Origin of the sequence: Shimia sagamensis (assembly GCF_900182745.1) — a bacterium.
GTDB classification, from domain to species: domain Bacteria; phylum Pseudomonadota; class Alphaproteobacteria; order Rhodobacterales; family Rhodobacteraceae; genus Shimia; species Shimia sagamensis.
The window spans coordinates 209,156-234,980 of sequence record NZ_FXTY01000003.1; the positions used below are offsets into that span (position 1 = coordinate 209,156).

General features: G+C 59.8%; 26 protein-coding genes. 5 read left to right on the top strand and 21 right to left on the bottom strand.

The genetic code is table 11. The features are described 5' to 3' along the window. Position 1 precedes the first annotated feature (1 nt). The 12 genes from QOL67_RS09150 to QOL67_RS09205 form a co-directional block, all read right to left on the bottom strand. Positions 2-1,681, bottom strand: a complete 1,680-nt coding sequence (locus tag QOL67_RS09150; protein ID WP_283425669.1) for an ABC transporter ATP-binding protein — start codon at positions 1,679-1,681, stop codon at positions 2-4. Between the two features lie 5 nt (positions 1,682-1,686). Then, positions 1,687-2,769: an ABC transporter permease gene (locus QOL67_RS09155; RefSeq protein ID WP_283425670.1), complete on the bottom strand. Its 1,083-nt coding sequence runs from the start codon at positions 2,767-2,769 to the stop codon at positions 1,687-1,689. Between the two features lie 163 nt (positions 2,770-2,932). Further along, positions 2,933-4,297, bottom strand: a complete 1,365-nt coding sequence (locus tag QOL67_RS09160) for a CmpA/NrtA family ABC transporter substrate-binding protein (protein WP_283425671.1) — start codon at positions 4,295-4,297, stop codon at positions 2,933-2,935. A gap of 425 nt (positions 4,298-4,722) precedes the next feature. Further along, a complete protein-coding gene (locus tag QOL67_RS09165; protein WP_283425672.1) occupies positions 4,723-5,307 on the bottom strand; it encodes an ANTAR domain-containing response regulator in 585 nt (194 codons plus the stop codon). Between the two features lie 252 nt (positions 5,308-5,559). Beyond that, positions 5,560-6,303: an SDR family oxidoreductase gene (locus QOL67_RS09170; protein ID WP_283425673.1), complete on the bottom strand. Its 744-nt coding sequence runs from the start codon at positions 6,301-6,303 to the stop codon at positions 5,560-5,562. 16 nt (positions 6,304-6,319) lie between these two features. Further along, entirely contained in the window at positions 6,320-7,768 is a 1,449-nt protein-coding gene (locus tag QOL67_RS09175) for an aldehyde dehydrogenase family protein (RefSeq protein WP_283425674.1), read from the bottom strand. Then, positions 7,755-9,377 (bottom strand): ABC transporter ATP-binding protein, encoded by a 1,623-nt coding sequence (locus tag QOL67_RS09180; protein ID WP_283425675.1) that lies wholly within the window; start codon positions 9,375-9,377, stop codon positions 7,755-7,757. Before QOL67_RS09180 ends, QOL67_RS09175 begins: the two co-directional genes overlap by 14 nt. Beyond that, complete coding sequence (locus QOL67_RS09185; RefSeq protein ID WP_283425676.1) at positions 9,374-10,195, bottom strand: ABC transporter permease; 822 nt, start codon at positions 10,193-10,195, stop codon at positions 9,374-9,376. Before QOL67_RS09185 ends, QOL67_RS09180 begins: the two co-directional genes overlap by 4 nt. Next, the gene (locus tag QOL67_RS09190; RefSeq protein WP_283425677.1) at positions 10,192-11,139 is read right to left on the bottom strand and encodes an ABC transporter permease; all 948 of its coding nucleotides are present in this window, start codon (positions 11,137-11,139) and stop codon (positions 10,192-10,194) included. Before QOL67_RS09190 ends, QOL67_RS09185 begins: the two co-directional genes overlap by 4 nt. A 6-nt stretch (positions 11,140-11,145) precedes the next feature. Continuing rightward, a complete protein-coding gene (locus QOL67_RS09195; protein ID WP_346770603.1) occupies positions 11,146-11,592 on the bottom strand; it encodes a (R)-mandelonitrile lyase in 447 nt (148 codons plus the stop codon). Between the two features lie 26 nt (positions 11,593-11,618). Next, positions 11,619-13,106, bottom strand: coding sequence for an ABC transporter substrate-binding protein (locus QOL67_RS09200; RefSeq protein WP_283425678.1), 1,488 nt, complete (start codon positions 13,104-13,106; stop codon positions 11,619-11,621). Between the two features lie 45 nt (positions 13,107-13,151). Next, positions 13,152-14,453: an acetylornithine deacetylase/succinyl-diaminopimelate desuccinylase family protein gene (locus QOL67_RS09205; RefSeq protein ID WP_283425679.1), complete on the bottom strand. Its 1,302-nt coding sequence runs from the start codon at positions 14,451-14,453 to the stop codon at positions 13,152-13,154. A 147-nt stretch (positions 14,454-14,600) separates the two neighbouring features. Between QOL67_RS09205 and QOL67_RS09210 the strand changes: the two genes are divergently transcribed. The 5 genes from QOL67_RS09210 to ilvD all read left to right on the top strand — a co-directional run bounded on the left by QOL67_RS09210 (position 14,601) and on the right by ilvD (position 18,758). Further along, on the top strand, positions 14,601-15,134 hold the full coding sequence (locus tag QOL67_RS09210; protein WP_283425680.1) for a PAS and helix-turn-helix domain-containing protein: 534 nt from the start codon (positions 14,601-14,603) through the stop codon (positions 15,132-15,134). Further along, positions 15,131-15,922: a helix-turn-helix domain-containing protein gene (locus QOL67_RS09215; RefSeq protein WP_283425681.1), complete on the top strand. Its 792-nt coding sequence runs from the start codon at positions 15,131-15,133 to the stop codon at positions 15,920-15,922. The genes QOL67_RS09210 and QOL67_RS09215 overlap by 4 nt, the downstream gene beginning before the upstream one ends. 79 nt (positions 15,923-16,001) lie before the next feature. Continuing rightward, entirely contained in the window at positions 16,002-16,397 is a 396-nt protein-coding gene (locus QOL67_RS09220) for a VOC family protein (RefSeq protein WP_283425682.1), read from the top strand. Position 16,398: 1 nt separating this feature from the next. Next, complete coding sequence (locus tag QOL67_RS09225) at positions 16,399-16,722, top strand: DUF1801 domain-containing protein (protein WP_283425683.1); 324 nt, start codon at positions 16,399-16,401, stop codon at positions 16,720-16,722. A gap of 182 nt (positions 16,723-16,904) precedes the next feature. Next, positions 16,905-18,758 (top strand): dihydroxy-acid dehydratase, encoded by a 1,854-nt coding sequence (gene ilvD, locus QOL67_RS09230; protein ID WP_283425684.1) that lies wholly within the window; start codon positions 16,905-16,907, stop codon positions 18,756-18,758. Positions 18,759-18,899: 141 nt separating this feature from the next. Here the strand turns inward: ilvD and QOL67_RS09235 are convergent, their stop codons facing one another. The 9 genes from QOL67_RS09235 to ureE form a co-directional block, all read right to left on the bottom strand. Beyond that, positions 18,900-20,072 (bottom strand): thiolase family protein, encoded by a 1,173-nt coding sequence (locus QOL67_RS09235; protein WP_283425685.1) that lies wholly within the window; start codon positions 20,070-20,072, stop codon positions 18,900-18,902. Further along, positions 20,053-21,558 (bottom strand): AMP-binding protein, encoded by a 1,506-nt coding sequence (locus QOL67_RS09240; protein ID WP_283425686.1) that lies wholly within the window; start codon positions 21,556-21,558, stop codon positions 20,053-20,055. The genes QOL67_RS09235 and QOL67_RS09240 overlap by 20 nt, the downstream gene beginning before the upstream one ends. A gap of 8 nt (positions 21,559-21,566) precedes the next feature. Further along, positions 21,567-22,127 carry a biotin transporter BioY gene (locus tag QOL67_RS09245; protein ID WP_283425687.1) on the bottom strand — a complete coding sequence of 187 codons (561 nt, stop codon included), beginning with the start codon at positions 22,125-22,127 and terminating at the stop codon, positions 21,567-21,569. An 89-nt stretch (positions 22,128-22,216) separates the two neighbouring features. Continuing rightward, positions 22,217-22,813: an energy-coupling factor transporter transmembrane component T family protein gene (locus QOL67_RS09250; RefSeq protein ID WP_283425688.1), complete on the bottom strand. Its 597-nt coding sequence runs from the start codon at positions 22,811-22,813 to the stop codon at positions 22,217-22,219. After that, a complete protein-coding gene (locus tag QOL67_RS09255; protein ID WP_283425689.1) occupies positions 22,813-23,487 on the bottom strand; it encodes an energy-coupling factor ABC transporter ATP-binding protein in 675 nt (224 codons plus the stop codon). Before QOL67_RS09255 ends, QOL67_RS09250 begins: the two co-directional genes overlap by 1 nt. A gap of 134 nt (positions 23,488-23,621) precedes the next feature. Then, on the bottom strand, positions 23,622-24,251 hold the full coding sequence (ureG, locus tag QOL67_RS09260; protein ID WP_283425690.1) for an urease accessory protein UreG: 630 nt from the start codon (positions 24,249-24,251) through the stop codon (positions 23,622-23,624). Between the two features lies 1 nt (position 24,252). Beyond that, on the bottom strand, positions 24,253-24,663 hold the full coding sequence (locus QOL67_RS09265; RefSeq protein WP_283425691.1) for a DUF3995 domain-containing protein: 411 nt from the start codon (positions 24,661-24,663) through the stop codon (positions 24,253-24,255). Next, a complete protein-coding gene (locus QOL67_RS09270; RefSeq protein ID WP_283425692.1) occupies positions 24,660-25,304 on the bottom strand; it encodes an urease accessory protein UreF in 645 nt (214 codons plus the stop codon). Before QOL67_RS09270 ends, QOL67_RS09265 begins: the two co-directional genes overlap by 4 nt. Beyond that, on the bottom strand, positions 25,294-25,815 hold the full coding sequence (gene ureE, locus QOL67_RS09275; RefSeq protein ID WP_283425693.1) for an urease accessory protein UreE: 522 nt from the start codon (positions 25,813-25,815) through the stop codon (positions 25,294-25,296). The genes QOL67_RS09270 and ureE overlap by 11 nt, the downstream gene beginning before the upstream one ends. Positions 25,816-25,825: the final 10 nt, after the last annotated feature.

Genomic DNA, 25,825 nt, shown 5'->3' on the forward strand with positions numbered 1-25,825 from the left:
CTTACTCCGCGGCAATGGCTTTGGCGGGTTTCGGCTTGGGCTTGGCGCCATGTTCGTATTCCTCAAGGAAATCGAGCACATCTTGGCGGTAGCGGTAATAGTCGGCGTGCTCGAGCAGGGCTTTTCGTGTGCGCGGACGTGGCAGGTCGACGTCCACAATTTTGCCAATTGTCGCCTGTGGACCATTGGTCATCATGACCACTCGATCGGCTAACAGAATGGCTTCGTCCACGTCATGCGTCACGCAGATTGCTGTCACTTTTGTTCGGTCCCAGACCTCCATCAAAACTTCCTGCAACTCCCAGCGCGTGAGGCTGTCGAGCATCCCAAAGGGTTCATCCAAAAGGAGAAGTTTCGGCGAGAGTGCAAAGGCGCGGGCGATGCCGACCCGTTGCTTCATGCCGTTGGACATGGAGTGCGCTGAGCGGTCCATTGCGTCAGCAAGACCAACGCGCTCCAGATAGTGTTCGACCACATCTTGGCGCTCGCCTTGGGACGCCTTCGGATAAACTTTGTCCACTCCGATGGCGACGTTTTCCTTGGCGCTGAGCCAAGGGAAGAGGTTTGGCGATTGGAACACCACAGCGCGTTCCGGATCAGCCCCTTCAACGTGGCGACCATCTAGACGAATACCGCCTTTGGAGATGCCATTGAGGCCCGCCGCCATGGTAAGCACCGTGGACTTTCCACAACCGGAATGGCCGATCAGAGAGATAAACTCGCCGCGTTGTACTTTGAGATCAAAATCCTCCACCACAGTGAGCGGACCTTTGGGCGTTGGGTAGATCTTGTGTAGCTGCGAAAAGTCCAAGAAATTATGGTCAATCATACCTTTCTGGGCATCCTTGACCGCAGCAGGCACATCGTGGATTGGGGTCACGTCAGGCAGTGTTTTGGTACCTTCAGCTTTGGCGGCGATGCCCACGTCCATCAGGTATTTGGTGACCTGTGCACGCAGCTTTTTGAAACCCTCATGGTGGTTCATTTCCATGCGGTCGCGGCGGCGCGGGATGTCGACTTTGAACTCCTGGCCCAAGGTGCCGTCTGGGTTCAGAGCGATGATGCGGTCAGCGAGGAGGATCGCTTCGTCCACATCATTTGTGATCAGCACGCAGGTCTTCTTCTCGGCATCCCAGATCGCCTCGATCTCGTCGGCTAGGTTGGCGCGGGTGAGGGCGTCTAGGGCGCTAAGAGGTTCATCCAGAAGCAAAACTTCGGGGTTCATCGCCAAGGCGCGAGCGACGTTCACACGTTGGCGCATGCCGCCGGAGAGTTCGGCTGGGCGACGTGTGGCGGCGTGGGAGAGGCCGACCACTTTGATGTAGTGGTCAACGCGGTCTTCTTTCTCGGATTTGGGCATATTTGGGAAAACGCTGTCGAGCGCGAGGCGCACGTTTCCGTTCACCGTGAGCCAAGGCATCAGCGAATAGGACTGGAAGATCACACCGCACTCTGGGCCCGGTTGGGTGATCTTTTTGCCCTTGAAAGTCACACTGCCAGAGGTGGGCATTTCGAGGCCCGCCATCAGGTTGATCAGCGTGGTTTTACCGGAGCCGGAGAAGCCCAAAAGAACGAGGAACTCTCCCTCCTGAACTTCCAGGTTGATGTTTTTCAGAACATCGGTCTTGGCGGCGCCTTCCCCGAAGCTCTTGGAGACATTGTTAAATTTCAGAACACTCATGGCGGTCACCGGTTTGAGGAGAATGTGAAGAGCGACTGGATGGCGTACATCAGGCGGTCCAAAAGGAAGCCGATGATGCCGATGGTGAAGACCGCGACCATGATCTTGGCGAGGGAGCTGGAAGAGCCGTTTTGGAACTCGTCCCAGACAAATTTGCCCAAGCCCGGGTTTTGCGCCAGCATTTCGGCGGCGATCAGAACCATCCAGCCAACGCCCAAGGACAAACGCAGGCCGGTGAAGATCAATGGCAGAGCGGACGGAAGCACCAGCTTGGTGATTTTGGTCCAGGTGTTCATCTTCAAAACCTTGGAGACGTTCACCAGATCCTTGTCGATGGAGGCCACGCCAAGTGAAGTGTTGATCAAAGTTGGCCATAAGGAACAAAGAGTTACGGTGATGGCGGAGGTCAGAAAAGACTTGGAAAACAATCCGTCATCCACCGTGTAGGTGGCAGAAACCACCATGGTCACAATAGGCAGCCATGCCAGCGGTGAGACCGGTTTGAAGATTTGGATCAGCGGGTTCACGGCGGCGTTGGCATATGGCGAGAGGCCCGCCATGATGCCAATTGGCACGGCAATTGCGGTGCCAATCAGGAAGCCGAAGAACACTGTTTTGATCGAAGTCCAGATCTGATTGTAGTAGCTGGGACTGCCTGTGTACTTGATATCTTTGACTTTTTCCGGCTGGCCGTTGGCTATGAACTTGGCGTTGCGGGCCTCTACACGCTCGTTGAATTTTGCCTTTTTTGCAGCTTTGGCCTGCGCATCTTCGTGCAGCAGAACGGCCTCGGTCCAGACGTCCTGGGGGCCGGGAACCGCGCCGAGGGAGGTTTGCACCTTGGGTGCAAGGTTGGCCCAGAGCATCAAAAAGACGGTGATGGCCAACAGCGGCACGCCCAAAAGACGCCAAATTTCAACAGCTTGCGACTTTGGGTTGTCGCCAGCGGCGGCTTTCAAAATTGGGGTGAGGAAGCTGAGACCGAGGACTTGGAACCAAGTGTCGGCCTTGTTGATGCGGGTGAAGAGGCGGGCGCGGCGGGCTTCGCGTTCTTCATCTGCGATGTTTTGCGGGTCGATTGTGGTCATTGGTCTGTCCGTGGCTCTAAGCGCTGTTGCAGTATTGGTTAATGCCGGGGCGCGGCTGATTTTGGCGTCGGTATAACGTCGGTATCGCGGCTGTTTTGCGGAGGTGCGGTTTTGCGGGACGGGCGCGTGTTAACGGCCCGTCCGTTGCGTCCCACGGTTGGGCTCAGCCTTGCACCTCCGTGCCCACCACTCGCTGATCGCCCTTCAGGCCAATTGGCAGGCTGTCGAGGTAGGCGTTGGGCGTGCGGCCGTCGTAGGCGATGCCGTCGATGATGTCCTCAGACGGGGTTGGCGCTTTGTAGCCGTCGCTGTCCCATGGGAAATCCGCTTCGTTGGCGAGACCTTCGTCCACCAGCAGACGGGCGGCTTCCAGATAGATCGCGGGCTTGTAGACGGATTTTGCCACCTCGTCATACCAGCTGTCCGGCTTGGCCTCGGCGATCTGGCCCCAGCGGCGCATCTGGGTCAGGTACCAGATGGCGTCGGAGTAGAAGGGGTAGGTGGCGTGGTAGCGGAAGAACACGTTGAAGTCGGGCACGTCCCGCTTGTCACCCTTTTCGTATTCAAAGGTGCCGGTCATGGAGGCTGCAATCACGTCGTAATCCGCGCCGACATAGTCTGGCTGGCTCAGAATGCGCACCGCTTCGGCGCGGTTGGCGTTGTCGTTTTCATCGAGCCACTGCGCCGCACGGATCAGCGCCTTGGTCACGGCGAGTGTTGTGTTTGGGTATTGCTCGGCAAAATCAGCATTCAGGCCGAAGACTTTCTCAGGGTTGTTCTTCCAGAGTTCGTAGTCGGTGATCACAGGCACGCCGATGCCTTTGGCAACTGCCTGTTGGTTCCAGGGCTCACCCACGCTGTAGCCGTAGATTGTGCCAGCTTCCATGGTGCTGGGCATCTGTGGCGGCGGGGTTACGGAGAGCAGCACATCGGCGCCGATCTGACCGGTGATGTTTTCAGGGGAGTAGTAGCCCGGTTGCAGACCACCAGCAGCGAGCCAGTAGCGCAGCTCGTAGTTGTGGGTGGAGACCGGGAAGACCATGCCCATGTTAAACGGCTTGCCTTCGTTGGCGTAGGTCGCAACCACCGGCTTCAGCGCGGAGGCGGAGATCGGGTGTTGCGGGCGGCCATCGTCCATCAGCGGCACATGCGGCTTCATCTCTTCCCAGATCTGGTTGGAGACGGTGATGCCGTTGCCGTTCAGGTCCATGGAGAATGGCGTGATGATGTGCGCTTTGGTGCCGTAGCCGATGGTGGCGGCGAGTGGCTGGCCGGCGAGCATGTGGGCGCCGTCCAGTTGGCCGTCGATCACGCCGTCGAGCAGCACTTTCCAATTGGCTTGAGCCTCCAGAGTGACAAACAGGCCCTCGTCATCAAAGTAGCCCTGCTCATAGGCCACGGCCAGCGGGGCCATGTCGGTCAGTTTGATGAAGCCAAAGGTCAGTTCATCTTTTTCTAGGTCAAGTTCGGCTGCTGCTGGCGCGGCGAGAGCGGTGGTCGCGGCAAGAAGGGCGGCGAAACGATGCATTTGTGGCGTTCCTTTTGGTGTGCCCTGAATTGGAGGAGAGGGCAGGAAAACAAAAAAGCCGCGCGACCAGCGCCGAAGGAGGAGGTTCGGCGGGGTCGAGCGGCTTTGCTCAAAATTTCCCTGGTCGTTCAGGGTCAAAACAGAACGTCGTTGTCCTGTGTTGATGTCATTAGGAAGGGCGTTGATGCGAGTCTCAAGCGGGATGTGAGAGAAAATGCTGCGATGCCGCATTTCTCGGGGTTGGCGCTCAATTTTTAGGCATAAATGGTGGGGAGAGTCGCATTCCTGCTCAAAAATGAACCGAAAAGGTCTGATGTGGGCGACAGGCGTTAGGGTCATCGAAGGGGTGAAGAACCGCGTGTGACGAAAGGCGGTCCTCACTTGGGTCTGTCACATGTGAGGTGGGAGAGACGCAGGCAGGGTGGTCAGGACAAGAGATCAGACGCGGTGACCAAAGCCTGTGCCACGCGTGCCATTTTCTTGCCTTCGTGCATCGCGGTTTTGCGCAGCAAGGCATAAGCCTCATCTTCCGGGATGTTACGCGCCTGCATTAAGATGCCTTTTGCACGGTCGATGATTTTACGATCTTCGAGTGCACGTTTGGTTTCAGCCAATTCGCTGCGAATGCCCGAAACCAAATGAAAGCGGGTAATGGCGGCCTCCAGGATCGGTTTGATCCGATCTGGGTGCATGCCGTCGACAACGTAAGCTGAGATACCGGCTTCAATGGCGGCTTTGGAGAGGCCGTCGTCGGAGCGGTCGACAAACAGGGCAACCGGTCGATCCAGCGGCGCAACAGCCCGCGTGAGCGCGTTAATGTCGTTGCGGTTTGGATTGGTGATGTCGACTAGGACCAGATCAGGGTTCAGCTCTGCTACAGAACTGGCGAGGCCAGTGAAGTTTGTGAGCACACGGATGTGGTGATCACCGGTGGCAACAAGGCTGTCGATGATTGCTTCAGTGCGGGTTTTGTCGGGTTCGACAATCAGGATGGTGAGGATGGCGGTCACGGCGCGTTGAACTCCGCTGGCTGGCGTTGGCGTGAGCTAACGCTGCGCTGCGGCAAAGGGCCAGAGGGTCTGTCGGGGGAGGGTGTAGCGCAATCGCCCAAGGTGATGAAAATTTGGGCGGTTGCGGTGGCTGTGCTTGATTGTGGGGCGTTTTTAGTAGTTTGCGTTTGAATTGAATCGCTTGTTCGCTGCCTCTCCCATGTGGTCGAACGCTAAAAGCGATCCGCTTGCTCCTGTAAAGCGCAAACTGCTTTAGATACAGCGCCCGCCGTCAACTTCCATCAGCGTGCCGGTGATCATGCTGGCTTCGTCGGAGCACAGGAAAGCGGCGGCGTTGCCCATGTCTTCGGGTTGGGAGAAGCGGCCCAAGGGGATGGAGGACAGGAACTTGGCGCGGATTTCCGGGGTGTCTTCGCCCATGAAAGACGCGAGGAGTGGGGTTTCACCGGCAACCGGGTTGATGGCGTTCACGCGGATGCCGTGGGGGGCAAGTTCGACAGCCATGGCTTTGGTCGCGGTATTCACCCAACCTTTGGAGGCGTTGTACCAGTTGAGGTTGGGCCGCGGGGAGAGGCCTGCGGTGGAGGAGACGTTGAGGATGGCGCCAGTGTTGCGGGATTTCATGTGCGGCACCAGCGACTGGGCAATCAGGTAGATAGATTTGCAGTTCACCGCAAAGACGCGGTCAAAATCAGCCTCGGTGACGGTCTCCATCGGGGCAGGCAGGTGGGTGACGCCAGCGTTGTTCACGATGATGTCGATGTGGCCCCATGTCGTCACGGCGGTGTTGATCATGGCCTGTACACTTGCGGCATCAGCCACATCAACGGTGCTGGGGACGGCGTTTTTGTGTTCGGCGGCTTTGGTTTCGGCCATGTCGCCGTTGATGTCGGCGACAAGCACGCGGGCGCCTTCGGCGAGGAATTTGTCGACAATGCCCGCGCCGAAGCCCTGAGCGCCGCCGGTGATGATGGCTGTTTTGTTATTGAGACGCATAATGAAGTCCTTTGCGTTAGCCGTGCAGGGCGGCGACGGTTTTGAGTTGGCTGAAGTGGAACAGGGCCTCAAAGCCTTTTTCGCGGCCGTGACCGGAGTGGCCAGTGCCACCAAAGGGCAATTCGACACCGCCACCGGCGCCGTAGTTGTTGAGGAAGACCTGACCCGCCTTCAGCGCCTTGGCGAGGCGCATCTGGCGGGCGCCGTTTTGGCTCCAGATGGACGCGACAAGGCCAAATTTTGTGCCATTGGCGATGGCGAGTGCTTCGTCTTCGCTGTCAAACGGGATCAGAGCCTGCACCGGGCCGAAGATTTCGTCTTGGGCCAGAGTGTGATCCGGCGGGACGTCTGCGAAGAGGGTTGGCGCGACGTAGTGGCCGGGGGCGTCGGTGATGATTTGACCTTGGGCGGCGGTTTGCAGGTCTGCGCCTTTGGTGAGGAAGCCGGAGACAAGCTCTTTCTGGCGACCAGAGATCAGTGGGCCGAGGGTGGCGTCCTCCAGAGCTGGGGCGACGCGCATATTTTGGTATGCCGCGGCCATGCGGGTGGTGACTTCGTCATAGACAGAGCGCTCCACAAGGATGCGCGAGGAGGCGGAGCAGGTTTGACCAGCGTTCTGGATACCTGTGTTCACGAGGAAGGGCAGGGCGGCGTCGAGGTCAGCGTCTGCAAACACCAGTTGCGGGCTTTTGCCGCCGAGTTCCAGCGTAACAGGGACAACATTTTGTGCGGCGGCGGTTTGTACCAGACGGCCGGTGTTCACGGAGCCAGTGAAGGAGATGTGTTGGATGTCGGAGTGGCCTGCAAGGGCGGCACCCGCTTCGGCACCAAGGCCGGGTACCACGTTGAGGGCACCGGCGGGCAGGCCTGCTTGTTGGGCCAGCTCTGCAAAGGCTAAGGCGGTGAGGCAGGCTTCTTCCGCCGGTTTCAGGACACAGGCGTTGCCCATGGCGAGCGCCGCGCCAACCGAGCGGCCAATGATCTGCATGGGATAGTTCCACGGCACGATATGGCCGGTCACGCCAAAGGGTTCGCGCAGGGTGTAGACGGTGTAGCCATCCATATAGGGAATGGTTTCGCCGTGCACTTTGTCAGCGGCGCCGCCGTAGAATTCCATATAACGAGCCAGCGCGATCACGTCGTTGCGGGCTTGGGTCAGGGGTTTGCCAACATCCATGGCTTCGAGTTTTGCTAGCGTGTCGGTGTGCTCCAACACCAGCTGACCAATGCGGGTGAGGATGCGGCCCCTTTCCACGGCGGTGGCACGGCCCCAGTCTCCTGCAAGGGCGGCATGGGCGGCGGCGACCGCGGCGTCAACGTCGGCAGATGTGCCACGGGCGATTGCGGCCAAATGCGTGCCGTCCGACGGGTTGGTCAAATCCAGTGTGTCGCCGGAACTGGCGGGTTGCCAGTGGCCGCCAATCAGGCATTTGGACGGGTCAAAAAACAGATCAGGCAGGGGCATGGGCGGTCTCAGTATTGTCACTCAACGCGGCCAGATCCGGTAGCACCGGCGCGGCGTTGATCAGGGTTTGGGTGTAGGGGTGTTGTGGCGCGGTGAAGACCGTCTCGGTCTCGCCTTGCTCCACAATCTCACCGTTTTGCATGACCAGCACACGGTCAGTCACAGAGCGCACCACGGAGAGATCGTGGGAGATAAACAGATAAGCCAGGTTGTGACGGCGGGAGAGATCGGCAATCAGGTCAAGGATTTGCGCACGGATAGACACGTCGAGCGCGGAGACGGCTTCGTCAAAGATGATCAACTCAGGTTTGGTAATCAGGGCGCGGGCGATGGCGATGCGCTGCCGCTGACCGCCGGAGAACTCATGGATGTATTTCTGCGCGTCAGATGGTTGCAAGCCAACGTCGGTGAGCACCTCGCCAATGACCTGCGTCAGTGCCACGCCGGTGGGGGGCGTGTCGACCAGATGGAAGGGTTCGGTCAGGATGCGCCCAACTTTGTGCCGTGGGTTGAAGCTGCTGTAGGGGTCTTGGAACACCACCTGCGTTTTGATGCGGGCCTGTGCCGGCATGTCAGGGGCCACGGGGGTGCCAAAGGCGGCGATGCTGCCGTCTTGCAGCGGCTCAAGGCCCAAGATAGCCCGTGTTAGGGTCGATTTTCCGCAACCGGATTCGCCGACCAGTCCAACCCGCTCACCCTTGTGGATGTCAAAACTGATGCCTTTGACGGCGCGGTGAAAGCTGCGTGGCGCAAAGAGTTTTGTGCGCGGCAGAGCGTAGTCGCGGACCGCGTTTTGCACAGACAGGATGGCGGCGTGTCCGTCTTCAGCGTTGGGCAGGTCAACTTGATGGCGGGAGGCGGCAAACAGAGCTTTGGTGTAGGGGTGCTGCATGTGGGCAAGCAGGTGTTTGGTGTCGCCTTGTTCGACCACTTCGCCTTTGCGCATGACCACAATGCGATCCGCCATGTCAGCCACCACGGCAAGGTCGTGGGTGATCATCAACAGGCCCATGTCGAATTCTTCGACGAGGTCTTTCAGCAGATCGAGGATCTTGGCCTGAGTGGTGACGTCGAGTGCGGTTGTGGGTTCGTCAGCAATCAACAGACGCGGGCGGCGGGCGATGGCCATGGCGATCACAACGCGTTGACGCTGGCCGCCGGAGAGCTCATGCGGATAGCGCGACAGGGGGAAGCGGTCTTCTGGCAAGCCCACGCGGGTGAGCATGGCAGCGGCTTGTGCCTCGGCTTCGGCTTTGGACATGACGGCGTGCATGCGGATGGTCTCGGCCACCTGTTTGCCAATGGTGTGCAGCGGGTTGAGGGCGGTCATCGGCTCCTGAAACACCATGCCAATGCAGTTGCCGCGCATGGCGCAGAGGGATTTTTCCGACTGCGCGGTGAGCTCTTCGTCGCGCAGCATGATGTGGCCACTGGTGCGGGCGCTGTCGGGCAGGAGCTGCATCACCGCCAGCGCGGTCATGGATTTGCCGGAGCCGCTTTCGCCAGTCACGGCCACGATCTCGCCCGGAGCAATGGAGAAGGTGACGTCTTTCAGGATTGAAAGTGGTCCGATCGAGAGGGAGAGGTTCTGGACAGAGAGTAAAGTCATGAGCGCATCACCCGGATTTTGGGGTCAAGGTAGTCACGCAACCCGTCACCCAAGAGGTTGAGGCCCAGAACCGAGGTGATGATGGCAAGGCCGGGGATCAACGCGAGGTGCGGTGCGAAGGACACCATGGTTTGGGCGTCGGCCAACATGCGGCCCCACGAGGGGGTTGGGGGTTGTGCGCCAAGGCCAACGTAGCTCAGGCCCGCTTCTGCCAAAATGCCGAGGGAGAACTGGATGGTGCCTTGCACGATCAGCAGGTTGGCGACGTTGGGCAGGATGTGTTCTGCCGAGATGCGGGCGTGAGATTTGCCTGCAACCCGCGCGGCGAGGATGAAGTCGCGTTGCCATAAGGGAAGGGCGCCTGCACGGGTGAGGCGGGCGAAGACCGGGATGTTGAAAATGCCGATGGCGAGGATGGCATTGACCGCACTGGGGCCAAGGATGGCGGTGATCAGGATGGCAATCACAAGTGATGGGAAGGCAAAGATCAGATCGTTGCCGCGCATGATCAGCTCGTCGAGCCAGCTGCCGGAATTGGCGGCGGCCCAGAGACCTAGAGGGATGCCAAGACCCATGCCGATGCCAACGGCAACAAGGGCGACGGCCAGCGAGGTGCGGGCGCCAACCATGATCATCGAAAAGATGTCGCGGCCAAAGTGGTCGGTGCCAAACCAGTGGATGGCACCGGGCTTTTGCAGTTTGTTGGGGATGTCCATCTGCGTGATGTCAAATGGCGTCCAGAGGAAGCTGATCAGGGCTGCGGCAATCACAAGCAGGCAAAGCACACCGCCAAAGAGGATATTGCGGGAAAGCATCATGTGCGGGACCTCAGGCGGGGGTCAACAGCGGCATAGGCGAGATCCACGAGGAAGGTCACGAGGATCACCATGAAAACCAGAAGCATGACCACGCTCTCCACCACAATCAGGTCGCGGGCGGAGATGGATTGGAAGATCAGGCGGCCGAGGCCGGGCAGGAAGAAGACCTGTTCTATGATGATCGCACCGGCAAGCAGGAAGGAGAACTGCATGCCGATGATGGTCAGTACGGGGATCAGGGCGTTGCGCAAGCCATGGCGCATCAGGGCTTGGCGACGGGTCAAGCCTTTGGCGCGGGCGGTGCGCATGAAGTCTTCGCCCAAAACATCCAGCAGGGCTGAGCGCATGACACGGGCAAGGATGGCGGATTGCGGCAGGGCCAGTGCGATGGCGGGCAGGGTCAGGGATTTCATCGCCGCCGGGATGCCTTTTTCCCAACCAACAAAGCCGCCCGCAGAGAACCAGCGCAGGTTGATGGCAAAGATCAGCACCAGCATCATCGCAAACCAGAAGTTGGGTACGGCGACGCCCAGTTGCGTGGCGCCCATCACAGCCATGTCGCCCGGTTTGCCGCGGCGGGAGGCGGCATAGATGCCAGCGGGGAAGGCAATCAGCGTGGAGAGCATGAGTGCGTAGAGGGCCAGAGGCAGGGAGACCCAAATGCGGTCGCCAATCATCTCGGTCACGGGGGTGCGATAGGTGTATGAGGTGCCAAAGTCGCCCTGCACCATGCCGCCCACCCAAGCGAGGTAACGTTCCAGTTTGGAGACATCGAGGCCCAGTTCGCTGCGCAGGGCGGCAACGGTGTCGGGTTGGGCGTTGAGACCCAACATGAAGCTTGCGGGATCGCCGGGCACCACTTCGATCACGAAGAAGATCACCAGCGAGGCAACCACCAGGCTTAGACCCAGAGACAGGGCGCGTTTGAGAGTGTAGCGGAGCATGGGCGGTCAGGTCGCTAGTTTCAGGTAGTCTGGGTCGGTGACATGTTCGAGCCAAGTGGCGCCAGAGCCGTCTTCGACTTGTTGGATGGCCATGTGGGACATGGCGGTGTCAGGCGTTGCGCCGTGCCAGTGTTCGACGCCCGGTTCGATCCAGATGCTATCACCGGGGCGGATGGTGCGCGGGGCCTCGCCGCGCAGGGCGATCAGGCCAACGCCGGAGAGCACATGCAGGATTTGGCCCACGGGATGGGTGTGCCATGCGGTGCGCGCGCCGGGTTCAAAGGTGACACGGGCAGCAAACACTTGGGACGGTGGGCGGCTTTCGGTGATCAGGTCCATCCGGACATCGCCGGTGAAGTATTCAGGCGGAGCTTTGCGGCTGGGCAGGGTGCCAGCGGGGATGTGGTCAATCATGGCGGCGGCTTTCGGTAAGTCGATTTGCGCCGGAGCCACAGTGTGTGGCCCCAGCGCGGGGGGTGTTATTCTGACCAGCTCACGGTGGTCAGGTCAGTCGCTTGGGTTGGGGCGTTGAGCCAGAGGCCCTGCACGCCAGCCTTGGCCACAGTTGGGTAGGCCAGTTGGAACAGGTAGCCGTTCACATAGTCCTCAGCGATCATAGTCTGGGCCACTTTGCGCAGGGCGGTGCGCTCTGCCGGGAGGGTGGCTTTGTTCAACGTGTCCATGATTTGCTGGAACTGCGGATTGTCATACTGGAAGTAGTAATCCGGGCGGGCATAGATGCCGATGTCATTGGGTTCGGTGTGGCTGACGATGGTCAGGCCGAAGTCCTTGCCGCGGAACACCTGCTCGAGCCATTGCGCCCACTCCAGATTGGAGATTTCGGTATTGATGCCGACAGCACGCAATTGCGCCGCGATGATCTCACCGCCGCGACGGGCATAAGAGGGCGGGGGCAGTTTTAACGTGGTGGTGAAGCCATCCGGATAGCCCGCTTCCGCGAGCAGTTTCTTGGACAGCTCGGGATCATAAGCCGAGTTGCCTGTCAGATCGACATAGTCGGGATGGTGCGGGGCAAAGTGGGTGCCAATTGGGGTGCCGAGGCCAAACATCGCGCCGTCGATGATCGCCTGACGGTCAATCGCGTGGGCAATGGCCTTGCGCACTTTTACGTCGTCCAGTGGCGGCATCTTGTTGTTGGTCGACAGGATGGTTTCACCTTCTGAGTTGCCCACCAGAACCTGGAACCGCGGATCTGCTTCGAACTGTGGCAGCGCCTCAGGCGTTGGGAAACCGGCAAACACATCAATGTCTTCGGCCATCATGGCGGACATGGCTGCGGTTGGGTCGGAGATGAATTTGAATGTCACATAGGTCAGCGTCGCTGGTGTGCCCCAATACGCGTCGTTGCGTGTGAGTGTGATTTTGTCACCCTGCACCCAGTCCGTAAACTTGAAGGCGCCGGTGCCGATGGGCGTGGTTTTGATGTCGTCGATGCTCTCAGAAGCGACAATCACGGCGTCGCCCCAGGCCATATTGAACAGAAAGTCTCCGTTGGGGCCGTCCAGCGTGACTTTCACGGTCATCGGATCAACCACGGTGACGTCAGCAATACCTTCGAAAAGGGCTTTTTGTGCGTTGGCGCTGTCCTCAGAACGGGCGCGGTCCAACGAAAATTTCACGTCTTCGCCGTCCATGGCGGACCCATCATGAAAGGTCACACCGTCGTTCAGCATGAAGGTGTAGGTCAGCCCGTCTTCCGAGATGTCCCAGCTTTTGGCGAGGCCCGGTGTGACAGAGCCGTCAGAGGCAAAGCGGGTCAGACCCTCAAAAACGTTGGAGTACAGGACGCTGTCGATGGCCCCGGCGGCGGCCGAGGTTGGGTCCAAATGAGGTGGCTCCAGCTGCATGGCAACCGTGATGTCGGTTTGGGCAGCGTGTGCAGAAAGTGTCCCGGCAATCAGAGCAGCGGCGCTGGCACTGGCTAGCTTCGACGTGAAAAATGTCATTGTGTCTCTCTCCCTTAACTGTTTGATTTTTATTGTTATTGGGCCTTAGGCCGGGTCGTTTGGTTGAGGCAAAAGCAGCTGCGTCAGGCTGTGCGCCATGACCTTGGCGCTGTCGATCATGTCGTCGATACCGATGTATTCGTCAGGCTTGTGGGCCATTTCCAAAATTCCCGGCCCATAGGCGATACAGTTGCTGAGCTTGCCGATACGATCAATGTGTTTTTGGTCGTAAGTGCCGGGGCTTGCGACATAATCCGGAGTTTTTCCTAGGACATCCTGAATGGCGCGGTCCACCGTGGTCACAACCGGCGCTCCACGATCCGTCATCGATGGCGCCACGTGGTTGAGCTCACGCATGTCATAGCGGAAGTTCTCGCGGTTGGTGGACAGATCATCCAATAGGGAGCGGACTTCACCTTCGACTTCGGCGTGGGATTCCTCATCTAGATAACGGCGGTCGATTACGATGCGGCAGCTGTCCGGCACACAGTGGGCTGGCAAGCCGTCAAAGTCATCCGCTTGTTCCGCTTGGCCGCCATGGATCGAGTTGATGTTCATGGTCGAGCTGCGCGCGCCTTCAGGCACCACCGGCATATCGGTGCGGCGTGCGGCCATGGCCGGGTAGAGGTCACTTTCAAACTTGTCGATCACCGCGCCCATGTGGCGCACGGCGCAGTCGCCAAGGAACGGCATGGAGCCGTGGGCAATTTCGCCAAAAGTTTCGATCTCTGCCCACCAGCCGCCGCGATGGCCCAAACAAATGCGGTCTTTGTGCAGCGGTTCGGGAATGATCACGTGCTGCACGCGTTCGGGGGCAAAGAAGCCTTTCTCGGCCAAATACGCCACGCCGCCGTAACCGCCGGATTCCTCATCAGCCGTGCCAGAGATTTCGATGCTGCCATGGAAATCGGGAAACTCGGCGATAAAAGCTTCGGCAGCGATTATGGAAGCGGCGAGGCCGCCTTTCATGTCGCAGGCTCCGCGGCCGTAGATGTTACCGTCTTTGATCTCACCGCCAAACGGATCAAAGGTCCAGCCAAGGCCCACCTCGACCACATCAGTGTGGCTGTTGAAATGCACACATTCGCCGGGGTGATGCCCGGATTTATGTGCCACGATATTCCAACGCGGGTATTTGTCGCTGTCCCCCGGAGCGCCGTGGGCGCGGACCAGTTGGGTGTCAAAGCCATGGCGGGTCAGACGTTTGTCGAGATAGTCGCAGATCTCGCGGTAGTTCTCGCCCGGTGGGTTGAGCGTTGGGATGCGGATCAGGTCTTGGGTCAGCTGCACCAGATCGTCGCGCATCGACTCGATGCGGGTCATCAGGCGGTCTGTGTCGATGGACATGTCTTTGAACCTCTTGCGCGGCACGGTGGTTGTCTGGGTGGTCGTCGACGGAACGTCATTGGAGAACGCACAGACGAAGTTGTGGTCAGAGTGGCGCGGGACGGGCTACGGTATCAATACCGTAGGATTACGGTTGGGGAGGCGTAGATGAATTGGGATCAGCTGGCGTTTGAGGCTGCACCGGTGGGAATTGTGATGACCGAGCACCGGGTTATTCGCGCGTGCAATCAGGGGTTTGCGCGTTTGGTTGGCTATGAAAAAGAGGGGTTGATGGGGCAGTCGTTTCGCTTGCTCTATGACAGCACCGAAGAATTTGATCAGGTGCGCGACATTGGTTTGAAACCGTTGAAGCAAGATCACGCCTATAGCGATGAGCGCATGGTGCGGCGGCGGGATGGTGGGCAAGTGTGGTGCCGATTCCGGGCGCAAACCCTGACGCCGGACGATCCTTTGGCGCAGTTGGTGATGAGCTTTGCGGCGATCCATGACGGGCCGCCTGTGTCGCTTACGGTGCGGGAACGGCAGGTTGTCGGCGGCTTGGGGCGCGGGTTGACCAGCAAGGAGATTGCGCGAGAATTGGGCCTGTCACCGCGTACGATTGAGGATGTGCGGGCGCGGTTGCACAAGCGGTTTCAGGTGAAAAATGCCACGGAATTGTTGGCGCGGTTGACGATTGGATGAGGCTACCTGAGGGATATCACGAGCGGATTTATACGCCGCAACAGGCGCGCAGCGTTGAGGCGGTGTGGCGCCATGAGGAGCCGCAGGCCGGGCGCAGTTTGATCCTGCCAGACGGGCGGTGTGACGTGATTGTGCGCTACAACGCGGATCGAACCGTGGTGCCAAAGTTGGTGGTGACCGGGCCAGCGACGCAGCCTTATTGGGTGGCGTTTGAGGCGGGAGATCGGTGGATTGGCGTGCGGTTGCGGCCAGAGCGCGGCGGTGTGTTGTGGGGCGATGCGTTGGGGACAGCTCGGGATCAGGTGGCGCTGGGTGCGCAGGCTGAAGACTTGGTGCCGGAACTGGCGGGGCTTTGTGTGGCAGGCATTGGTGAAGACGTTTTGCGCCAAGCGTTGGTGCGGTTTGTTGAGGGAAGGGCGCTGACACCGGAGGGGCATCGCGCGGGCGAGAGCGTACGGCGGATACATTTGGCGGGCGGTCGGTTTTCTGTGACGGAACTGGCCGCGCGGGCGGAGTGCTCGACGCGGCATCTCAACCGGCTTTTTGGCGGCACGGTGGGGCTGTCGGTGAAGGCCTATGCGTCGTTGGTGCAGTTTCATCGGGCGTTGCGGTTGGTCTGTGACGTGGGCGGGTTGCTATCAGACGCAGCGTTTGAGGCGGGTTATGCCGATCAGGCGCATATGACGCGGGCCATGCGGCGGTTTGGCGGGTTTGTGCCGTCAGACATTCCGGAGGGGTTGATCCGGCCGGATGTATCCGGTGGGCTGTGGGGACGGCGCGCAGTTTAGTGAGGCGGTGTCCGATTTCTTCAAGCGCAGCCTGTTGGATGTGTCCTAGGTCTAGGGCACCCAAAGTGAGGTGTTTGTTATGAAACTTGGATACACAACTATTTACGTGAAAAACGTCCCGGAGACGGTGGCGTTTTATGAGGCGGCTTTTGGTCTGACCCAGAGATTTATGCATGAAAGCACGCTTTATGCGGAGATGGAGACTGGGGACACAGTGCTGTCGTTTTCCGCCGAAGAGGTGATTGAGCTGGATGGGTTGGCCTTTGCGCCCAATGAAAAGAGCGCCATTCCGGCGGGGTGGGAAATTTGTTTCATCACCGAGGATGTGGATGCGGCTTTTGAGAAAGCGGTGGCGGCGGGATGTACGCCGGTCAGCAAGCCGCATGGCGTGCCATGGGGGCAGACGATATCTTATGTGCGAGACTTAAACGGGTGTTTGGTGGAGATTGCCACGCCAATGAACTTGGAGGGCTAAGATGGACGAGACCACACAAGCCGCGATCATTGACGCATTGGAGGAGATGGTGGCCGAGGTGGCGCCTGATTTGCATGGGCGCAGCATGTACGGCGGGCAGATGTTGGAGCATGAGGCGGGGGTGGCCGCCTCAGCTGTGGGTGGCTATTTTGCCTACAAGAACCATGTCTCGTTTGAGTTTTCCAATGGGGCGCAGTTGCGTGATCCGGCAGGGCATCTGGAGGGCAAAGGCAAGGCGCGGCGGCATGTGAAGCTGCGCAGTGTGGCCGATATTGCCGAGAAGGATGTGGCAGGGTTTCTTGCTGAGGCAGCGGCGCAAAGCTGATTTTGCGGGACAGATTACGTCAAAGTCGTGCGCGTCGTTCTTTGTGAAAGCTTTGCGCGCGATTTTGAGTAACATTCTTTCCGGACTCTCTTGCATTCCCCTCTGTTGAATGGCACCCGTTCTGTCCAGACACGCAAGGGGCGCGGCTGTGCGCGCCCAAGCCATCCGCAGGAGTGCACCAGATGCCTGATCTTCGTTCCAAGACGTCCACCTTTGGTCGCCGTATGGCGGCGGCGCGCGCGCTATGGCGGGCGACCGGTATGAAAACCGAAGATTTTGGCAAACCTATTGTGGCGGTGGTCAACTCCTTCACCGAGTTTGTGCCGGGACACGTGCACCTCAAGGACATGGGCCAGCTGGTGGCACGTGAGATTGAGAAAGCCGGTGGCGTGGCCAAAGAGATGAACACCATAGCGGTGGATGATGGCATTGCCATGGGCCACGACGGGATGTTGTATTCCTTGCCATCCCGCGAAGTGATCGCCGATTCCGTTGAGTATATGGCAAACGCCCATTGTGCCGACGCGCTGGTCTGTATCTCCAACTGTGACAAGATCACGCCCGGCATGTTGATGGCGGCGATGCGCCTGAACATTCCAGCCGTGTTTGTCTCCGGTGGTCCGATGGAAGCCGGTAAGGTGATCCTGCAGGATGGCGAACACAAAGCTGACCTCGTGACCGCAATTGTGGGTGCAACGGATGAAGATCGCTCGCAGGACGAAGTGGACAAGCTGGAACGCTCGGCCTGCCCAACCTGTGGTTCTTGTTCCGGTATGTTCACGGCGAACTCAATGAACTGTTTGGCGGAAGCGCTGGGCTTGGCATTGCCGGGCAACGGCTCGCTGCTGGCGACACATTCCAAGCGGCGTGGGCTTTTTGAAGAAGCTGGTCATAAGATCGTCGAGCTGTGTGACCGCTGGTACAAAGAAGGTGACGAAACTGCGCTGCCGCGCGGTATTGCTAATTTCAAAGCTTTTGAGAACGCCATGGCGTTGGATATCGCCATGGGTGGCTCCACCAATACTGTGCTGCACCTTCTGGCAATTGCGCATGAAGGTGAGGTCAATTTCACCATGGCGGATATGGACCGCATGAGCCGTCAAATTCCGCACCTGTGCAAAGTGGCGCCATCAACGCCGGAATATCACATGGAAGACGTGCACCGCGCTGGTGGTATCGCGCGTATCCTTGGTGAGTTGGATCGCGAAGGCAAAATTCACCGTGATTGTGCCACCGTGCACGAGCGCACAGTTGGTGAGTTCATCGACAAATGGGATGTACGTCGAGAAAGCGCGGGCAACGAGGCGCGTGACATGTTTATCGCCGCGCCGGGTGGCGTGCGTACAACAGAAGCATTTAGCCAATCGCGCATGTATACCGACCTTGATCTGGATATTTCCGGTGGATGTGTGCGTGACTTTGAAAATGCCTATTCGGAAGAAGGCGGGTTGTGTGTGTTGTTTGGCAACATTGCAGAGCAGGGCTGTATTCTGAAGACAGCCGGTGTGATCAAACAAATGTATGAGTTCGAAGGCACCGCAAAGGTCTTTGAATCTATGGATGACGCGATGCACGGCATTCTGCAAAATGAGGTGCAGCCCTATTCCGTGGTGGTGATCCGCTATGAAGGGCCAAAAGGCGGACCGGGTATGCAGGAAATGCTGTATCCAACGGCCTACCTGAAATCCAAAAAGCTCGACACCACTTGTGCGTTGCTGACCGATGGGCGCTTCTCTGGCGGCACCGCGGGTCTGTCGATTGGCCACGCGTCACCCGAAGCGGCGGAGAAAGGCGTGATTGGTCTGGTGGAAGATGGCGATAAGATCCGGATTTCCGTGCGCAACCGCTCGATCCATTTGGATGTGAGTGATGAGGTTTTGGCGGAGCGCCGTGCCAACCACCCGCAGGCGGACAAGAAGGTCTGGAAAGCGGAAGGGCGGCCACGGGCAGTGTCCAAGGCGCTGAAAGTCTATGCGCAGCACGTGTCCAATGCCTCGCTTGGTGCGGTGCGGGTGCTGGATGAAGACGACGAATAAGTCTGTTATCTGGTGAGAGATTGAAACGGGGTCGCAGAGGCGGCCCCGTTTTGCGTTTGAGGCGTTGATGGCGGGGAGGGGCCAGCCCCTCCGGCACAGCGACTGTGCCTCCTCCCCGGGATACTTGGGGAATGAGAAAGCTTAGAGCGTGACGGGTGCGAAGGCCGCAGTGAGGCCTTGGCCGCCGCCGATACCGATCATGGCCATGGCAAGGGCGTTTGTCGGTGCGTCTTGACGGACCAACTGGCTGAAGAGTCGGGTGACGAGGATGGTGCCAGAGGCGCCAAACGGGTGGCCGAGCGCAATGGCGCCGCCGTCTTGGTTGGGCAGGGTTTCGTCGATGTTCAATGCATCCAGGCTGGCGAGGACTTGGGCGGCAAAAGCTTCGTTGAACTCAAGGTGGCTGAGCTTGGCAAGCGAGAGGCTTGGGTGTTGTTTCAGGAGTTTCTGGGTGCTCGCGACAGGACCAACACCAAGGATGTTAGGATCAACACCGGCAGACGCGCCGCCGAGGTAGGCGAGGGCGCGAGGGTAGCCGAGCGCGCGGGCGTTTTTGGCGGTTGTCACAAGGACGGAGGCTGCGCCGTCGTTGAGCGGGCAGGCGTTGCCAACGGTGACGGTGCCGTCTTTGGTGAAGGCTGGGCGCAGGCGGGTGAGGCGCTTGGCAGTCATGGCCTCGCGGATGCATTCGTCGGTGGTGTGGCTTGTGATGGGCACAACTTCGGTGGCAAACGCCCCTGCGGCACGGGCTTGCGCGGCGCGCTGCTGGGAGCGCAGGGCGAAGGCGTCTTGCCGTTCGCGGGAGATGTTGAATTGTTTTGCGACGGTGTCGGCGGCGGCGCCCATCTCTGGATCGCCGATGGCCTCTGGGGCGAAGTGGGCGCGTTCGTAGCTGTGCTCGGGCAGGTCTCCGCTGGCAGGCAAAGTGCGCAGGGGCGCGCGGGATTGGCTTTCGACGCCGCCTGCGAGGTAAGTGGTGCCAGCGCCCGCCATGATCAGGTGGCAGGCCATCGTCACCGCCTCAAGGCCTGAGCCGCATTGGCGATCCACTGTCACACCGGGGAGGGATGTGGGAAAGCCCGCGTGTAAGGCAGAAAGACGGGCGATATTGCCGCCGGGGCCTGCGGCGTTGCCGAGGATCACATCGTCAAGTTGGTCTGGGGGGATGTTGGCGTCTGCCAGCGTGGCGCGCATCACTGGTGCGGCGAGGTTTTCAACGTCTAGGCTGGCAAACATGCCGCCTGCGCGGCCAATGGCGCTGCGCCTTGCGGCAATGATCACCGGTTGGCGGTCTTCAGGCAGCAGCGGGGACAAGGCGCGGATCCTTTTTGTGCAACCACGACATTAGGCGGCCTCTGTCTGGTTTTCCAGAGGTGGTCAGGGGCCAATCAGTGAGGCGGTAGAAATGGCGCGGCAGTTTGTAGCGTGGCAGGCGGATGGCGAGCTGCGACTTGATCTCGTCCAGCGGTGTGTCACCGTTGAGGATGGCAACCAGCTCCTGACCGCGCGATTGATGGGCGACGCCCAAAACAGCGGCACCGGTGATGCCGGGGATTTCGGCCAGCGCGGTTTCGATTTCTTGGGGGTAGACGTTGTGGCCTGCGGTGATGACCATGCCGCCTTCGCGCCCCAGAAGGCTGAGACTGCCGTCATTGTTGAGCTTGCCTACATCACCCACCGTGGCCCAGGGACCTTCGCGGCGGAAGCCGGAGTTGCGGCCGCCCCAGAGGTAGCCGTCAATTGCCAGGTCTCCGCGTACAAATATTGTGCCGGGCTCGCCTTGAGGGACCTCCTGGCCGTTTTGGCGCAGGGAGAGTTCAACGTGGGGGAAAGGACGGCCGACAGAGTACGCTGGCGCGGAGGAGCTTTCGCGGCCATGGGTGTTGAGGCTGACAAAACCCAGTTCCGAGGCGCCGTAGTATTCGTGGATGCGGGCCCGGGGGAAAAAGCTGCGGGCTTTCTCCAGCAGGGCGGGATCAAGTTTGGCGCCAGCAGTGGTGATTTCGACAATTTGCTCCAGTGGTTTGTCGCGACAGAGCGCACCAAGCAGGCTGGGTACGGCCACAATGCGGCGGGTGTGGGCCATGGCGCGGTGGGCCTCAGCCAGGTCGAATTTTGGCAAGGCGTGGAAGGCCGCGCCAAGTTCGAGAGTCTCCGCTAAGGCATAGAGCGTGATGCCGTGGGACAGCGGGCCGGGCACAAAGGTGTGGCTCTGTTCAGTTAGGGCAAAGGCAAGGCGGCTGGCCTCCAATGAGGCGCGCCAGCTGTGCCGGGCGCGGGCGAAGGCTTTGGGCTCAGACGTTGTGCCGGAGGTGAAACCCACCATGAAGATGGCGCGAGGATCGGTGAAAGGGATGTCTTCGGGCGCTGTGAGAAAGGTCTCGAAGGCGTTGGTGTCGACCGTGATGGCGGGAATGCCGAGACGTTTGGCCGCTTCGATCAGGCCCGTTTGCGAGGACAGGCAAAACAGCGCGTCCGGGGGCAGTTTGGCCAGCACACGTTGGTGCAGGGCGTCAGGCCAATGTGGGTCTAGTAGGGTGACGGCATGGGGGGTGGCTAGGGCAGTGGCCAGTAGTGTGGGCGCTTGTGCGTGGTTGCCGATGGAGAGGGCAAAGTTTCGGGCACCCTCCGGCAAAAGCAGATCGGGGCGGGTTTGGAGAGGGAGCGCGGCCAACGCGGCGTGTAGGCGTTTGAGCCGGTCATAGAGCGCGCTGTAGGTGAGGCGTGTATCTGAAATAGCAACCGCCAGCGCGTCGGGGCGCTGGCGTGCGTGGTGATCTAATGCGTGGCGTAACGGCAAACGCGTCCTCAGAGATTGGGGTAAGCGCGGCGTAGACCGCGGGCGATGACTGTCGCCAGACCCACCTTTACCAGATCGCCGGGGACATAGGCCACCATGATGGTGAGAGATTTGGGCAGGCCCAGTTTGCCAATGAAAGCCATCCATGGGATGCCTGCCGCATACATGACGACGATGCCCCCAAAGGCCACATAGAGGCCGGTTTTAATCGGGCTGGCCGCGGTGTCTTTTTCCATCAGGTAACCGATGATGTAGGCGCAGAGAGGCCATGCTAGCAGGAAGCCACCAGAGGTGCCGATCAACACACCAAAACCGCCGCGACCGCCGGAGAGCAGGGGCAAGCCAACTGCGACCAGAGCGATGAACAGCAGGAGCGCAAGGCCGCCACGTTTGGAGCCGAGCACAGCACCGGCCAGCATCACGCCCAGAGACTGCGCGGAAATTGGAGGCAGGGCTGCGCCGGCAAAGTGGATTGGTGGCATGAGGCCAAGTGCGGCGGTGAGGGCTGCGAAGAGTGCGATGTAGACGATGTCTTTGGTGGCGAGGCCACGTGGTGCGGTGGTGTCCATGGGTCCGTCCCTTTTGGTCTTTTCGGTTGATGGACGGGTAGGAAAAAGCGCCTAGGTGTCTCAAGCCGAAGCCGGAATGTTAGCGCAACTCAGGAACGATATCCTCGGGAATCGATGGCGTCAGAAATATCGTCCGCCATCTTAATGGCACGGATGGCCATGGGCATGGCGACGGCAATGACTGAGCGCTCTAAGCCTCGGGTCTTTTGCGCCTCGCGGACCTCGCGGGTGATCTGCGCCAAAACAGGGATGAAACGCAGGGCGAGCGAGATTGCGAGGCTAACCTTTTCCGGATTCACGCCGATCGGTTTGAGGTAACTCAGCCCGTGGGTCATGGTGTCGATCATGTCGCTGCTGCGGGTGGTCAAAGTAACAAGACTGGCCAGCAGGATCAGCGCAGCGAGGCGCAGGACCACATAGGCGGCCAGCTCGAGGCCTGAGAAGTACCATTGCACCACAAAGAACAGCACAAAAATGATCAACAGGGGGCGGATCTGGGCAAAGGCCTGTTTCAGGGTGAGCTGCGCGACCGGGTAGAGCGCAAATATCACCAGTGTCGCGGCGATGGTGACAGGCAGGCTTTGGTTGATGAACAACAGCGTCGCGCCAAGCATCATCGCCAGCATTTTGGGCGCAGGCGGCAATCGGTGCAGGAACGAGCTGCCGGGGGTGTAAAGATCCAGCATCAGGACATCAGCTTTTCATAGGCAGGGATGACATCTGGTGGGGTGCCGTCCGCAAAGATGCGGCCTTCGTCAATGGCAATCACGCGGTCGTAGTCTGTGATCAGGTCGAGGTCATGGGTGACGGTGATGACCATTTGGTCCAGCGCGGCGACAGCGCGGGCAATGCGGCGCTTGTTGCGCAGATCCAGAAGCGTGGTGGGCTCGTCCATCACCACGATGTCTGGGGCCATCACCAACACGCCGGAGATGGCCAGAAGTTGTTTTTGGCCACCCGACAGGAGGTGTGCCGGGTGTTCGCGCAAATCGCTCATGTTGTAACGAGCGAGGACTTCATCGGTTTTGGTGGCGATGTCATCTTTGGAGAATCCGAGGTTCTTCATGCCAAAGGCGAGGTCTTCTTCGACCACGGGCATGACAATCTGATTGTCGGGGTTTTGGAAAACAAAACCCACCTTACGGCGCACGTCACGGCCCTTTTTGCGTGTGTTGAGCCCGTGCACCAGAACTTCGCCAGAGGTGGGCAAAGCTAGGCCGTTCAGAAGGCGAGCGAAGGTGGATTTGCCTGAGCCATTGGCGCCAATGATCGCAATGCGGCGCTCGGTCAAATCAAGGGAGAGGGAGTTTAAAACGGTGCGCTCACCAAAGGAGACACTGACGTCATGAAGCTTGATCATAGGCTGGCCCGCCGGTTGCTGTTTGCGCGCTCTTAGCGCCTTTGCGGCGCTGGTTGAAGCGGCCGTAGCCTCCGGCGGGGATATTTTGGGAATGAGAAGACCTCTGGAGGCACTTTGGTGGGAAACTGTTCCGTTTACTTGACCATTAGCTCAGATACACCACCGATTTCGCCAATGAGCGTCAGCAGCGCGTCGAGGCCGTGATCCTGGCGCAGAGAGGTGAAGAGGAATGGGCGTGTGCCGCGCATTTTTTTGGCATCACGTTCCATAACCTCCAGTGAGGCCCCCACGTAGGGTGCCAGGTCGGTTTTGTTGATGACCAGGATGTCGGAGCGGGTAATCGCTGGGCCACCCTTGCGGGGAATTTCTTCGCCAGCCGCTGTATCGATCACATAGATGGTGAGGTCTGCAAGTTCGGGACTGAAGGTGGCGGAGAGGTTGTCGCCGCCGGATTCGATCAAGACGATATCGAGGTCAGGGATTTCGCGGGTCAGCTCATCAATGGCGGCGAGGTTGATTGAGGCGTCTTCGCGGATAGCGGTGTGGGGACAGCCGCCGGTTTCGACGCCTTTGATGCGTTCGAGCGGCAAGACCTGCTGGCGCATGAGCTCTTCGGCATCTTCGCGGGTGTAGATGTCGTTAGTGACCACGGCGATGGACAGCTTGTCGCGCAGGGCACGGCAGAGGTTGGCGGTGAGCGTGGTTTTGCCAGCGCCCACCGGGCCGCCGATGCCTATGCGCAAAGGGCCGTTTGGAGAAGTCATGTCAGGCTCCTGTGAGTGTGAAGAGGAGGAAGCTTGCGCCCACAACAATGCAGAGCGGGCCGTAGTAGCGTTGATCCAGCCTGGAGAAAGGCTGTTCAGGTACCAGTTTGCGCCAAGCGGGGAGGTAGGCGGCGACGCCGCGCAGCAGAAAGACAGCGGCGATGGCCAGCAGAAGCGGGGTGCGCAGCGGGAAGGTGGTGAGATGCGGCAGAGCGGCAGCAAATAAGAGCGCAACAAAGACCAGAGCGCAGGGGATTGGGCCGGGCATTCGGGTGATCCCAGGCGCGCCGACCGTGGCGCGGGCGAGCGCGGCTTCGTCGCGGATCGGCACCCAGGCGCCGATGGCCCAGAGCAGGTGCAGGGCGGCGGGAACAAACAGAAGGGCGGAAATCAGGACGGCGAGCCAGGTCATGAGCGAAAGAGCCTCGAATATTGGGTTTCATGGCGCATTGAGGCGATGTCGGACACAAAAGTCGATGCGGCAATGTCATCCAGTGACAGGGTGAGGGCGCGGTCAGCCATCTCTTGGCACAGAGGAGTGACGGCGGCGAGCGTGGCCTGCGCCTGTGTTTGGCCCAACGGTACCAGACGAGCGGCGGCTGAGGTCAGGTTGGCGGCAAAGGCGTGCAGGAAAAGGCGTGCGGTGTCGCGCAAAGGCAGGTTTTGCAGGCGGGCCGCGCGCCCAACGGCCACCGGATAGGTCAGGGCGGTCAGGTCGAGGTCGTGGATGGCAGCTGCGGTGCGCGCAAAGGCGGCGCCCTGTTGGTCGGTTTCCAGCAGCCGTTCGGCAGACAGTGCAAGGGCGCGGGCGAGGTTGTCGATCTTGGTGAGCGCGTCGACGTTTTCTGCGTTGTAGGCGTGGGCCAGCAGGACCCCATCGTTTTGGCCTGCACCGTGTTGGATTGTGTCGGTCAGCCACGCTGAAAAACTGGCGGTGTCATGGACGGTTCCCATATCCACCAGAGCTTCGAGGCCATGGCTGTAGGTGAACGCGCCCACCGGAAAGGCGGGCGAGAGCCATTGTGCCAGCGTCAGGATCGGATCAGTGGTCATGACCGTGGTCGCGGTTGTGATCAGCCGGGTGGGCCATGGTGTGGTCGTGGGCGTGCGGGTGGCTGTGATCGTGGCTATGGGTGCGGCCGTGGCCGTAAGCACCACCTTCGGGTGTGAAGGGTTCTGTGACTTCGGTGACGATTGCGCCAAGCAGTTCCAGCATCTCCTTGATCACATGATCGCGCTGTATGAGCAGACGCGTGTCTTCGATCTGACAGGGGGTGTGGCGGTTGCCGATGTGCCAGGCGATGCGCGGCAAATGCTCTGCGGTGACCTGGAGAAGCGGCTCCGGCGCAGCGATCACAGTGATTTCGCCGCCGTCTTGCAACAAAAGAACGCCACCGTGATTCAGCGAAGTGGTTTTGGGCAGGTCGACCAGAATGCGGCTGCCGTCCTCAAGCCGCAGGGTTTTGCGGCGTAGAAAACGGTCTTCGTAGGTTAGGGCGACACGTCCCTGTTCCGGGGCGTGGCCGTGGGTGTGGTAGCCATGTGCGGTGGGAAGGGCGCTCATGTCAGGCGCC